At 41.3% G+C, this 12,127-nt stretch carries 12 protein-coding genes; 10 read left to right on the top strand and 2 right to left on the bottom strand.

Annotated elements, in window-relative coordinates:
• The first annotated feature begins 91 nt into the window (after positions 1-91).
• The 4 genes from WJR50_RS19930 (at position 92) to WJR50_RS19915 (ending at position 4,413) form a co-directional block, all read left to right on the top strand.
• Positions 92-463 carry a response regulator gene (locus WJR50_RS19930; protein WP_341295075.1) on the top strand — a complete coding sequence of 124 codons (372 nt, stop codon included), beginning with the start codon at positions 92-94 and terminating at the stop codon, positions 461-463.
• 99 nt (positions 464-562) lie between these two features.
• Positions 563-1,933: a M28 family peptidase gene (locus WJR50_RS19925; protein WP_341295074.1), complete on the top strand. Its 1,371-nt coding sequence runs from the start codon at positions 563-565 to the stop codon at positions 1,931-1,933.
• 836 nt (positions 1,934-2,769) lie between these two features.
• The gene (locus tag WJR50_RS19920) at positions 2,770-3,567 is read left to right on the top strand and encodes a glycine/sarcosine N-methyltransferase (RefSeq protein WP_341295073.1); all 798 of its coding nucleotides are present in this window, start codon (positions 2,770-2,772) and stop codon (positions 3,565-3,567) included.
• An 18-nt stretch (positions 3,568-3,585) separates the two neighbouring features.
• Positions 3,586-4,413: a methyltransferase domain-containing protein gene (locus tag WJR50_RS19915; RefSeq protein ID WP_341295072.1), complete on the top strand. Its 828-nt coding sequence runs from the start codon at positions 3,586-3,588 to the stop codon at positions 4,411-4,413.
• A gap of 449 nt (positions 4,414-4,862) precedes the next feature.
• Here WJR50_RS19915 and WJR50_RS19910 read toward each other — a convergent pair whose 3' ends face one another.
• Entirely contained in the window at positions 4,863-5,513 is a 651-nt protein-coding gene (locus WJR50_RS19910) for a PQLLE family protein (RefSeq protein ID WP_341295071.1), read from the bottom strand.
• A gap of 901 nt (positions 5,514-6,414) precedes the next feature.
• Between WJR50_RS19910 and WJR50_RS19905 the strand changes: the two genes are divergently transcribed.
• The 4 genes from WJR50_RS19905 to WJR50_RS19890 all read left to right on the top strand — a co-directional run bounded on the left by WJR50_RS19905 (position 6,415) and on the right by WJR50_RS19890 (position 9,238).
• The gene (locus WJR50_RS19905) at positions 6,415-6,999 is read left to right on the top strand and encodes a hypothetical protein (RefSeq protein WP_341295070.1); all 585 of its coding nucleotides are present in this window, start codon (positions 6,415-6,417) and stop codon (positions 6,997-6,999) included.
• A 174-nt stretch (positions 7,000-7,173) separates the two neighbouring features.
• Positions 7,174-7,719, top strand: coding sequence for a dihydrofolate reductase family protein (locus tag WJR50_RS19900; RefSeq protein WP_341295069.1), 546 nt, complete (start codon positions 7,174-7,176; stop codon positions 7,717-7,719).
• A gap of 156 nt (positions 7,720-7,875) precedes the next feature.
• Positions 7,876-8,661, top strand: a complete 786-nt coding sequence (locus WJR50_RS19895) for a hypothetical protein (RefSeq protein WP_341295068.1) — start codon at positions 7,876-7,878, stop codon at positions 8,659-8,661.
• 127 nt (positions 8,662-8,788) lie between these two features.
• Positions 8,789-9,238, top strand: a complete 450-nt coding sequence (locus WJR50_RS19890; protein WP_341295067.1) for a phage tail protein — start codon at positions 8,789-8,791, stop codon at positions 9,236-9,238.
• A gap of 402 nt (positions 9,239-9,640) precedes the next feature.
• Here the strand turns inward: WJR50_RS19890 and WJR50_RS19885 are convergent, their stop codons facing one another.
• Positions 9,641-10,396, bottom strand: coding sequence for a LolA family protein (locus WJR50_RS19885; protein ID WP_341295066.1), 756 nt, complete (start codon positions 10,394-10,396; stop codon positions 9,641-9,643).
• Between the two features lie 242 nt (positions 10,397-10,638).
• Between WJR50_RS19885 and WJR50_RS19880 the strand changes: the two genes are divergently transcribed.
• Entirely contained in the window at positions 10,639-11,433 is a 795-nt protein-coding gene (locus WJR50_RS19880) for an alpha/beta hydrolase (protein WP_341295065.1), read from the top strand.
• Between the two features lie 84 nt (positions 11,434-11,517).
• A complete protein-coding gene (locus WJR50_RS19875) occupies positions 11,518-12,120 on the top strand; it encodes a pseudouridine synthase (protein WP_341295064.1) in 603 nt (200 codons plus the stop codon).
• Positions 12,121-12,127: the final 7 nt, after the last annotated feature.

Raw genomic sequence — 12,127 nt, 5'->3', positions numbered from 1 at the left:
AAAAAATATAATTATTAAATTTAACCATAACATTTACTTGGCACAAAAATTTGAATTATTATTGTCTAAACATCTAATTTTATTCTGCCTGATGGCTAATTATCAAAAAATATTTCTGGTTGACGACGATGATGTTGCCTGCTTTATCAATCAAAACCTAATTGAAGAACTGGGTTTTGCTTCTGAAGTTCAGGTATTTACTGATGCGGAAGAAGTATTTCCGTATCTAAACGATAGTAAAACAAGGCCTGATCTGATTTTGTTGGATTTGAAGATGCCAGTATTTGATGGATTTGATTTTTTAGAGCAGTTTAATCAGTTAGATGAAGATATTCGCATGTCGGTAAAGATTGTGGTGCTGACCACTTCAGAAAATCCCAAAGACAAAAAACGGCTGGCAGAACTTGGGTATGAAAAATACCTCACCAAGCCCCTGACCAAAAACAAACTGTCAGTCATTTAATGTTGATCATTTGCTGTCAATTCACTAAGGTGAATAATTATTTGGCTTTGCCTTGTTTAAGCTGATATATTAGCCTTTCACTCGCTAACCTAACACCCAATGACGAACAAAACTCTGAACTTACTACTACTTCTTAATATCCTTCCTACTTTGTTATTTGCTCAGGATGAACTTACCGCTCCTCCGGCAGTAGATATGCGTATGTATGATATCATAGAGAGTGTTTCAGCGGAGCGAATTGAAAATGATATCCGTCACCTGGCAGGTTTTGGTACCCGCAATACTTTTTCAGATACTGTGTCTGATACCCGAGGAATAGGAGCGGCCCGTCGCTGGATCAAAGCTGAGTTTGATAAAATATCTGCCGACTGCGGAGGATGTCTTGAGGTGTTTTATCAGCAGGATTTTGTGGAGGAAGGGATGACTGCCCGTGTGCCCAAAGATGCCTGGGTTGTAAATGTGGTGGCGATTCAGAGAGGTACAGTAAATCCCAATCAGTACATCATCATGTCGGGCGATATTGATTCCCGGGCTTCCAGCTCCACCGATTATGAGATTGATGCTCCCGGAGCCAATGATAATGCATCAGGTATGGCAGGCGCTATTGAGGCCGCACGTGTGCTATCGCAGTATGAATTTCCCAATTCAATTGTATATGTAGGTTTATCAGGGGAGGAGCAGGGTTTGTTTGGAGGCAAAGGCCTGGCAGAATACGCGCAGCGGGAAGACTGGGGCATTATCGGAGTGCTCAACAATGATATGATCGGCAATATAGAAGGCATAGATGGCGTGGTAGACAACCGTAGCTTCCGTATTTTCTCCGAACCCGTTCCACCAACCGAGACCGAAGAAGAAAGACGCTTCCGTCGTTTTACCGGAGGAGAAGTGGATGGTATCTCTCGCCAGCTGGCGCGCTATGTTCATCGGCAGACAGAAACTTATATGCCCATGATGAACCCTATGATGATCTATCGCCTGGATAGATTTGGCAGGGGAGGGCACCACCGTCCTTTCAATGATCTTGGCTTTGCCGGTATTCGTATCATGGAAGCCCATGAAAACTACAATCGCCAGCACCAGGATATCAGAGTTGAAAACGGCATTGAGTACGGCGACGTGATTGAAGGGGTGAACTTTGCATTTGCCAAAAAACTCACGGCTGTCAATGCAATTTCACTTGCCGGATTGGGTTGGGCACCTTCTGCACCGGATAGCGTCAAAATTGGTGGCGTAGTACAGCCATCCACGACCTTAGCGTGGCAAATGTCTGATGATCCTAACCTGGCTGGTTATAAAATCTACTGGAGAGAAACCACTGCTCCGCAGTGGCAATACAGTCGCTATGTAGGAAAAGTGGATGAGTATACGCTGGAGAATATTGTGATTGACAATTACTACTTCGGAGTAGCCGCAGTCGGAAAGGATGGCAATGAAAGTGTGGTTTCGTTTCCCTCAGATCTGATTCGCTAGACCAACATTTATATTTTACACATCTCTTAAACCTTTATTCATCAGATGTAACCCGACAGACAAGTCTGCAAAACAATTATTTTATTCAGAACACCGTGCTGAAGGAACAGCTAAGGACTAAGCCAGGACTTTTTATTAGGCATATGCAAACTTACAGTACTATGCGGGTCTTTCAGATGATTACCATCAGAACTATGTATTGATGAAAATGAGCCTGGATAAAAGATATTGAAAATAAAACAGGAGAAGTTAGGCTTACCGAATATGATTTCTTCAAGCAAAACAACCGTATCCACATAACAATATCCAAGACATATAGGGAAGGTGTACATACAGAAGTACTGCAACGCTTTATTATGCTCTCCTTTTCTTATAACTTCCGTAACCTCCCCCTCTAAAGGGTAACATACAGATAATATTAGCGTCACATCCTCTTCATAAGTGGATGCTATATTTGTATCAGCAGGGGATTAGATTTTTTTGACTAAACGTATGGAATTTTTTAAACTTTTCTCCCTCTGCGAATTTCAAGCATCTTTTTAAGGTGCTTTTTTTATTGCCTCAGCCCCAAACATTTTGTGTCTATATACCCTTCACTATATGATACTATACTTTAGTATTATTTATCTAAGCAGTACATCAGCTTTCTTGAGTTAAAAACCATCCAAAAAATCATTCAATAATATATAGTATAATTTTATTTATTGATCTACCTTATTATGAAATAATTATACGAGGATAGATTAATAAATTATGATCATTACTATTTCATTACATCCTGTAGATATATTTCACTATATTTAAGGACTTATTTAAACTAAAATTCAATTACCAGAATGACGCAAACGAAACAACACTACGGAGAAAATCCTATTGAGGTAAGAGAAACAGATCAATACCAAATGGAATACGTCCATAGTTTTGTAGAGAAGTGGGATCAGCTCATTGACTGGGATGCCCGCGCCAAAGGTGAGAACGATTTTTTCATCAAAGTACTACAGGATTATAACAAGAAAAAAGTATTGGATGCCGCCACAGGGACTGGCTATCATTCTGTGCAATTGCTAAATGCAGGATTTGATGTCGTAAGCGTTGATGGAAGTCCTGTAATGCTTGCCAAAGCCTTTGACAATGCCCAGAAACACGGTCATATTATGAGAACTGTTCATGCCGACTGGCGTTGGCTCAACCGTGACCTCTACGGACGTTATGATGCCGTGATCTGTCTGGGAAATTCCTTTACCCACCTCTTTGATGAGAACGATCGCCGTAAGACATTAGCAGAATTCTATTCTGCACTCAAGCATGACGGTATACTGATCATTGATCAGAGAAACTATGACTCCATTCTGGACAATGGCTTCTCTACCAAGCATACTTACTACTATGCCGGGGAAAATGTGAAAGCTGAGCCTGAACATATAGACGAAGGGCTGGCACGTTTCCGTTATGAGTTTCCCGATGAGTCGGCATACCATTTAAACATGTTCCCGCTCAGAAAAGATTATGTACGTAATTTACTTTGCGAAGTGGGCTTTCAGAAGATTACTACTTACGGTGATTTTCAGGAAACCTATCATTCTGAAGAACCTGATTTTTATATACATGTAGCAGAGAAATCTTATAACCCATAAACCAGACTTTTTGAAACTATGGATGAAAATAAACTCGTTGAGATAACCAAAGAGTATTATAATAGCCAGGATGCCGATGAGTTTTACCACACGGTTTGGGGAGGAGAAGACATACACATAGGTATCTACGATGGTAGCAATACCATCAAGGAAGCTTCCCGTGAGACTGTGGTGCAGATGGCTGAAGAAGTTAACCATATCACTGACATTGACAGAGTGCTTGACCTGGGTGCAGGCTATGGCGGCGCTGCTCGCTACCTGGCTGACAGGTTTGGTTGCCATGTGGATTGCCTCAACCTGAGTACGACTGAAAATCAGCGTAATGTGGAGAAGAACCGTAAGCAGGGACTAGATCATCTGATCAATGTGATAGAAGGTAACTTTGAAGACCTGCCTTTTGAAGATGCCAAGTACGATGTAGTCTGGTCGCAGGATGCGATTCTGCACAGTAACCAGAAGTATAAGGTATTTGAGGAAGCATCACGGGTGCTTAAGCCGGGAGGAATCTTCATCTTTACCGATCCTATGCAGGCGGATGACTGCCCGGAAGGGGTACTGGATGCTGTGCTCAAGCGTATCCATCTGGAAGAGATGGGTTCAATGGCCAAGTACAGAGGGTTTGCTGATCAGCTGGGCCTCATGGAAATGAGAACCATAGATATGCCTGAGCAACTGGTCAACCATTACTCCAACGTACTCAAAGGACTGCAAACGCACTACGACAAAGTGATAGAAAATGTCTCTAAGGAGTATGCGGACAATATGCAGCAGGGCCTAAAGCACTGGGTGGAAGCCGGTAACCAAGGCTATCTGAACTGGGGCATCATGAAGTTTAAGAAGTACTGATTGATCATCAGTATGTAACAATACAAAAGCGTTCGCTGTGAGGCGAACGCTTTTTTTATCTTCCTACAAGTTCTAAGAGGTCATTCCGCAGCCAAAGGCGGAGCCCCCGAGGCCCGGGAATCTTTACCATCAGCCCTACATTAAGCTAAGTTTGACTTGCAGCGGGGTTAATCCCTCCAGGCAAGAATCCCTAACGGACTGACTTCAGAACGATAAAATGGAACTGTCATTCCGTAGCAAAGCGAAGCCTCCGTGGCGCGGGAATCCTGACCACCCTGAATTTCGGAAGTGTGGGTTGCAGTAAAGATCCCTCCATTCCATGGCGGCCGCCTTGCTGCGGGATGACCTGAAGATTAGCCTATTATCAATCCCAGTTCCCTGCCCAATGGGACACAGGCCAGGGTTAGCGATTTATTAATCTGTAATTTGAAATCTTGTAATCTGCAATTCTACACCTTCTGCGTAGGCACTATGATGCCCAGACTTTCCAGCAGTTGCGGCTCATCGGCCAGAGCGATGCGGGCTACTTTGCGGAACTGCGTCATCCAGCTTCTCAGCTCTTTCAGTTTGGCATTCCTTTTTTGGGTGGCATCCTGAGCATCACCTTTGCTCTGTACCTGCTGCTGACGGGCAGTAAACAGCGCCTCTACCATAGCTTTGGTCTGCGCCAGCTCTTCCGGGCTCACATTGTACTTAGCCATATCTTCGGCAAAAGCTTCTATTTTACTGTAAAAATTATAGATCTGGTTCAGCAAACCGTTGGTATCGGTTTTGAGCGCGCCGGCGATCTGTAACTGCTCCAAAATACCTCTCTGGCCTTCAAAAACCAGCTTAGCACGCTTTACATGCTGACGATAAAGCGCCACAATCTCCTGTCGCTGGCTATACATACTATCGGTGCTGGTCAGCTGCTGACCATATTTGTCCTGCTTTACTGAATCCAGCAACTGTAACTCTTCCTTCAGGCTTTTACCTTCCATCAATCGCTTGCGATCGTAATTGTAAGCAGACAACTTCTTAAGAATACCGTTATTTTGCATAGCATTCTCAATTGCGATATGAGCCATCATTAGCTCAGCGGGAATACTTCTCTTTTTCATAGTACTAAAATTTTTTGTTGTTGAATAAAGATTGAATCGGGTAGGATTTCGCTTACAATTTTGGAGGCAGAAATATCCGCGGATCAGGCATGATTGGCGTTTTCATAGAAGATGCAAGGAAGAGGTCAAATGCGTATAAATTATTTGCTGATACATACCGCACCGAACAAGGACTTATTGGCGTGATTGTATGGCTCTGCAGTACTGCAAAAAGATTTGTAGAAGTCAGAACTTACTTTGTTCCTACATCAGAAAGACTAAATGACCAAAATAAGCTTTTTTTTACAGCATGACAATAGCTTTCAAACAGTCTCTGACAGGCCTATTCCGATCAACAATGTAATATACTCTGATCAACAAGTCTTTATGTACTGCTACACAACCATTCAAACAGTTGAATAAATGATTGTGCAGTAGGTACAGCATCACGCAAACACCCTGGTAAGTCTTTTTGTCGCGCCACATCATGCGTTAAAAATATGCCCAAATGTAAGGAAATCCCTGCACAGGCATGTTTGACTCGCAGACCAAAATAAGCAAGAGCAGGTGCCCCAGGTAAGCTTTACAGGAAAAGAAATGCTTTATGAACAAGATTGTATAGAATACCTCCCAAACCCTGCTTGTGCCCGCTTATGTCTGATACCTGAGCTTTGATCTAAATGCGCTGATGGTCAAACTCCTATGCCAGATTTTGGGAAGAGTTTTGCGAAGGTATGTGATGGGGTGGTAGTACTATTGATTGGGTAAAATTCACAAATCGGTTTAAAAATCTTTGTTAGCGGTTATTAGGAAATACTTAGAAAAGAGAGTTTATTGATAAAGTAAAAGTAATTTATCTTTAGATGATATAAGTGAAACATGTACAACGCGCATATCCTATTGTTGTATGCCATTGAGGAAGATGAAGAACATAATCCTTATTAAGATTCTGATACTAATTTGTAGCTGCCAAAATTCAAAAAATATAGCACTAAAGGAGTATTCATATGATTGGAATGATGGGGAGTACATCAAGAATTATACGTCTCTTAGATTAAAGAAAGAAAAGGATGCTGATGATTATTATTCATTCACTTATTTCTACGACACAACCTATAAATATTCTTCCAATGAATTCATAACCGATCATGATGGATACTATGTTACTTTTAAAAAAGTATCTGGTGCCATAGGAAAAAACTACAGTTCATTAATAGCTATCTATGGTGATAAAAGACCAAGTGATTATTTCTCTATAGTAGATTCTTCAAATTATAAGATTGATTCTGTTAACTATAAAATAATTAAATATAAACGCGAAGATCCACCAGATGATGGTGATTTAGAACTCTACTGGAATAATGAATTTGGATTAATACAATCCTATAGTGTTGATTGGGGCATAAAAATGATTTATGGTGGATACGATAATATGAAATGGAAAATTAAGATTGATAAATTGAATCAAAGGATTTTAGAGGATAAAGAGTTATTAAATAAAAATTGAAACGGCCCCTCTCCCCCCTACTCTCGCAAGTTTAGCGTAGCGTAAATGTGGTAAACAAGTCCATTTACCGTTGCGCTCAAGCTTGAACCAGGAAGTTAATCCTGAAGCTTTCAGCTCATTAATGCATTAAGAACAAGCTTTCAGAATACTACATAGTACATTTAACACTACGCAATGAGAAAGATTATCTTGGATTTAGCGGCCACTCTGGATGGGTTTATTGAAGGGCCGAATGGAGAAGTAGATTGGTGTATCATGGATAAGGAAATGAAGTTTGACACTTTTCTTTCTGGCATTGACACTATTCTTTACGGTAGAATAAGCTATGAGATGTGGGGAAATTATCAGCCTGATCAAAATGCATCTGCAACAGAAAAGGCTATCTGGGCAGCAGTGCATGACAAACAAAAAATTGTATTCTCCACCAAAGCCTGGGAAGATCAAAAAGCCACTTATATCCATGCAGATATTGTGGAGAGGGTCACAAAAATAAAACAAGAATCGGGAAAGGATATCTGGCTTTATGGCGGAGCAAAACTCATAACTACTTTTGTTAATCTGGGACTTATTGATGAATACCGGGTATCTGTGCATCCTACGGTTTTGGGAGCAGGTAAACCTTTATTTGAGCATCTTCATGACAGGTTGAACCTTAAATTGATGCAAGCCAACCAGTTCAAATCGGGTGTAATTCAACTCATCTATCAAGCCGCAGAATGATAAAGCTATTTGTTGCGCTATTTAAACTTTCAGTCATTCTCCCGCAAGTTTAGCGAAGCGTAAATATGGTAAGCATTGTCCATTTACCGTTGCACTCAAACTTAAAACTGAAATGCTATCTTGTTTTATTCACAACATACATAGCCTGATTACAGCATGAAATACCTAGCCATAATATTTTTATTCAGTTGTTTTCAAACCAATGCACAAATCACAGGAAATCCTTATGTAGAGGATAGTAGTGCTATTACGCTAAATGCTAAAGCGGTCAACAACATGATTGGGAAATGGAAGTTGGTCAGGACAAAAGAGTATATTCAAAATGAGGAGCGTGTCAGTGACCGAGGTATTATTATTGCTTTTGAACAACAGGGTGCTCTTACAACTTCGTGGTGTGTGGATTGCCATCAGGAAAAAGCTGGTCAATGGCAAGTGCTAGATGAACGGAACATAAAATTTGATGTTACCCAAGCAGAAGAAATTAGATATTTAGCGGGAGATTGGGTAGTGTATAAGCTTACTAAGAAGGAAATGATACTGGCAAAGGTGTTGACCAGCAGTGGGGACTGGAAGAAAATTCACTATTTAAGCCGAAATATCGGAAATCCACCTGTTACGGAAGTTGAACAGTATTGTATCAATTGTTTATCAGGTGGCTCAATGTGCTTTGGTGACAGACCAGAAGAGGCCAAGCGGCAGTGGGTTAAGCTAAATGATTTAATTAATTCTGAAGGAAATCAACATCAGCATTCAGCAGAAATTTTGAAGATATATGATTGGTTGCTCAACAATGCTCCTTGTATCAATACTTTTTTGTATGTAGATGCTGCAAAGTACTATGAAGATCTTCTCCAGAGTGAGAAGGATAAGCAGGTGGCAAAATCGTACAGTGAAAAGATAAAGCAAATAAAAGCGCAAAAGCAGCTGTATTTTGACAATTAAAAGCTGCGAATACCCCCCTCTGAATGGAAATTGTACCGTAGTATGCTCTAACACCATAGATGAGTGCTGACGAATCATGCAGTATTCATATGATCGCTGGCAATAAAATCATATCTTAATTGCTGATATGATACCCGAAGATAATCAGGACAGCTTGTGGCCCATGCCGAAGTTTAGCTTTATGGTAAAATTTGGCGCGCACTTTAGTGCATCCTTTCAGGAAGTTTCCGGGCTGGATGATGAACTGCCTCCCACTGAAAACCAGCAGGATGAAGAGATAATGTTCACTGCCGGCAGTATGCCTGATTCCTCCAGGCTGGGTAAAGTCATCCTTAAAAACGGAGAGTTTGTACATAAAGATCACTTTTACGAATGGTACCAGGAGATGAAGACTAACATCCTCAGGCCCGTAAATGTCACGATTCAATTGATGGATGAAAACAACAATCCCACCCTTACATGGACGCTGACCAATGCCTGGCTCAGCAGGATCACCGGTACCGATCTGGAAGCTGAATCCTCTGTAAGCGCAATTGAAAGTCTGGAGTTAAGGCATGAAGGCATAACTACAGGATAGTAAGCATCAGCTTTAATATCTTCGCTTATGCTAAACCCTTCCTCTCTCGCAAGTTTAGCGAAGCGTAAACCCTGAACAGGATTCAGGGTAAATGTGGTAAGCAGGTACAAAAATGAAAACTTCATATTTCACAAAGTACAAGCGGCAATACTTTAAAATATGCTGTTAACCTAAGCCAGGTTCTGAGTTTCAAAAACAAAATCAATCTACTATTAAGCATAGTAATGATGCATGTATGCATTTGGACCTCAGTTGCAGGGTTAGTAGAGAGAAGGAGCAATTATTAGGTCTAATAGTAAAACATAGTAATGCAATTTCTCTGGATACATTGTTCCGCACGAATACAGCTTTTGTGGTGGAAAGAGAGCATTTAGATCAGAATTATTTCAGCTTGACACTAAGCTACCATACAGTGAAGAGGTTAGGAGGCAGTGGTTGGTTGATCTCAATCTTATCTATCGTATACTCTTCATAACGTTCGCCCTGGTGGTAAGAGCTAATCTTGTGGGCCAGCATTAGACCGTCCACAGATCTGTAGTTTTCGTAAATCTTATGTTTATTGATATCATCAGCATGAGCAAATGCATGCACTCTATAAGTTTCTGCATCCAGGTAGATGAAAGTCCGACCTTCAAGTAAATCTCCATTAGTAATCACAAGTTTGTAACATATTTTTTCGTAAGCTTCAGATTTTCCTTCATAAGCAAGGCTTTTATCTTCGTATGCTGATAAAATTAATGGGGTAAGTCCGAATAAGTACAATGAAAAATCCCTTGCCATTACTTCTTTCATACGCTCAGGGAGTGGTTCTTCATGCTTTGCAGGATAGCTATACAGCTTTGCATCACTTTGCCTGACTACGAAGGCGGTACTAGGTTCTTCCTCTCTATAAATATTCATGCGGTATTGATCGGGATGTTGATAGTAAAGCTTTTTACTTTTAGGGAGCTGATCACCTAAAAATCTTTTATGAGGAGGCATATAGATTGGTATTGCCCAATATGACTGCTCAGCGTAACAGGTTTTCATCTGTTGCCAGTGCTCTTGTCCACCCACTGCCCGGAAATGACGGTGAAGGATAGTATCTAATGTAATGTCTTGCGCTTGCAACAGGCTAACAATAAATACTGCGGGGAAAATCATAAACGAACGGATCATGATTATGTGGGTTAGTTATATGAGGTAATCTAGATTGCTCAGGCAGGACAGTGCAATCCCCTTGTTTAAAATAACCTATTATCCTGAAACCAGCAAAGCAAAGTAATCCTGGCAGCCATAATTAATAATTTAAGCCAAGGATTTATATAGCATTCGCTGGAAGGATAGGAGATTGATTTTATGGTCTCATTTCAATATCCCTCTACTAAACCCTATTTTGGCAGGGACGTAGTAGGTCCTAAATGAAAAAGAATTTGATTTACGTTCTCTTAACAGTCATTGCAGCATATCTGCTGGTATGTGGATTACTTTATGCGTATCAGGAGAAGCTTTTGTTTTTTCCTGAACAGCTCTCAAACGATTATGCATACTTATTTCCTTACCCTTTTGAAGAACTCAGTTATGAAGTAGAAGATGGCGTTGTATTAAATTCGGTACTCTTTTCCGCCGAAGACAGCCGGGGAGTGGTGTACTATCTACATGGAAACGGTGGGGCCATCAACCGCTGGGGAGAAGGTGCAGACGTATTCTTAAAGAATGGCTACGACGTGCTGTATCTGGACTATAGGGGATACGGCAAAAGTGGTGGTAGTATCCGCAGTGAAGCACAACTCATTCAGGATGCCCAGCTTGTGTATGATGATCTGAAAGATAGGTATGGAGAAAGCAATATTGTTTTGTCCGGTACCTCCATGGGTAGCGGGATAGCGATACAACTTGCTGCCCATAACAGTCCTCACAAAGTGATTCTCAATTCACCCTATGCCAGTCTGAAGCAGTTGATACGGGAGAAAGTACCCATAGTGCCCACCTTTATCATCAGGTACAAACTGGAATCGCTATATTATCTGGATGAAGTGGATTGCCCGATATATATCTTTCATGGAGAGGAAGATCAGCTCATTCCGCCAGCACATGCTCGGGCACTAAAAGCCGCGAAGGAGAGCATTAATCTAAGCATTATAGAAAATTATGGTCATAATGACCTGATTAGCAGCCGGACTTATTTTCAAGCCATAAGCGAGGTACTGCAATGATTACATCAACTCTCTTTCAAGACGAGCTAAGATCGTTTTCCCAATCTTTCAAATCAAAAGAATTGTATAGTTTAGCCGGAGTGAATGATGGATGATTTTATGCCTGCCCACCACCATTTTATCTTACATAAACCCTTTGGATATCTTTCGCAGTTTGTCAACAACCAGACTCGGAGGAAAAACAAAAAGCTGCTGGGAGCGCTGTATGATTTTCCTGAAGGTACAATGGCAATAGGACGACTGGATGAAGACTCGGAAGGCTTACTGCTGCTTACCACCGATGGTAAACTGAGCATGCAGGTACGTAGCAAAAAGGTAGAAAAAGAGTATTATGCACAAGTGGATGGCAAAATTACGGATGAGGCAGTAGTAAAGCTGAAGCAGGGAGTAGAGATCAGTATCAATAAGAAAAAGTATATGACGCTGCCCTGCGAGGCCAGACGTTTAGCAGTCACTCCGGCCTTTGCGCCCCGCGCCAAAAGGATCAGGGACGAAAGACATGGTCCAACAAGTTGGGTATCCATTACCATTACCGAGGGTAAGTTCAGGCAGGTACGCAAAATGACGGCAGCGGTAGGTTTTCCCACACTCAGGCTCATCCGCGTGCGCATTGGCCATATTAAGCTGGGTGATTTGGCGACGGGAGAAGTAGTTGTAGTAGATGAATTTGACTTAGGGATGGAGTAGTTGTGGA

The sequence above is a fragment of the Catalinimonas locisalis genome (assembly GCF_038039535.1).
Classification (GTDB): domain Bacteria; phylum Bacteroidota; class Bacteroidia; order Cytophagales; family Cyclobacteriaceae; genus Catalinimonas.
This window is presented reverse-complemented; position numbering and strand designations above follow the sequence as displayed.

Coding starts and splice junctions, on each gene's coding strand:
- WJR50_RS19915 (WP_341295072.1), top strand. CDS start 3,586: ATGGATGAAAATAAACTCGTTGAGATAACCAAAGAGTATTATAATAGC.
- WJR50_RS19905 (WP_341295070.1), top strand. CDS start 6,415: ATGAAGAACATAATCCTTATTAAGATTCTGATACTAATTTGTAGCTGC.
- WJR50_RS19925 (WP_341295074.1), top strand. CDS start 563: ATGACGAACAAAACTCTGAACTTACTACTACTTCTTAATATCCTTCCT.
- WJR50_RS19920 (WP_341295073.1), top strand. CDS start 2,770: ATGACGCAAACGAAACAACACTACGGAGAAAATCCTATTGAGGTAAGA.
- WJR50_RS19880 (WP_341295065.1), top strand. CDS start 10,639: ATGAAAAAGAATTTGATTTACGTTCTCTTAACAGTCATTGCAGCATAT.
- WJR50_RS19900 (WP_341295069.1), top strand. CDS start 7,174: ATGAGAAAGATTATCTTGGATTTAGCGGCCACTCTGGATGGGTTTATT.
- WJR50_RS19875 (WP_341295064.1), top strand. CDS start 11,518: ATGATGGATGATTTTATGCCTGCCCACCACCATTTTATCTTACATAAA.
- WJR50_RS19895 (WP_341295068.1), top strand. CDS start 7,876: ATGAAATACCTAGCCATAATATTTTTATTCAGTTGTTTTCAAACCAAT.
- WJR50_RS19890 (WP_341295067.1), top strand. CDS start 8,789: ATGATACCCGAAGATAATCAGGACAGCTTGTGGCCCATGCCGAAGTTT.
- WJR50_RS19885 (WP_341295066.1), bottom strand. CDS start 10,396: ATGATCCGTTCGTTTATGATTTTCCCCGCAGTATTTATTGTTAGCCTG.
- WJR50_RS19930 (WP_341295075.1), top strand. CDS start 92: ATGGCTAATTATCAAAAAATATTTCTGGTTGACGACGATGATGTTGCC.
- WJR50_RS19910 (WP_341295071.1), bottom strand. CDS start 5,513: ATGAAAAAGAGAAGTATTCCCGCTGAGCTAATGATGGCTCATATCGCA.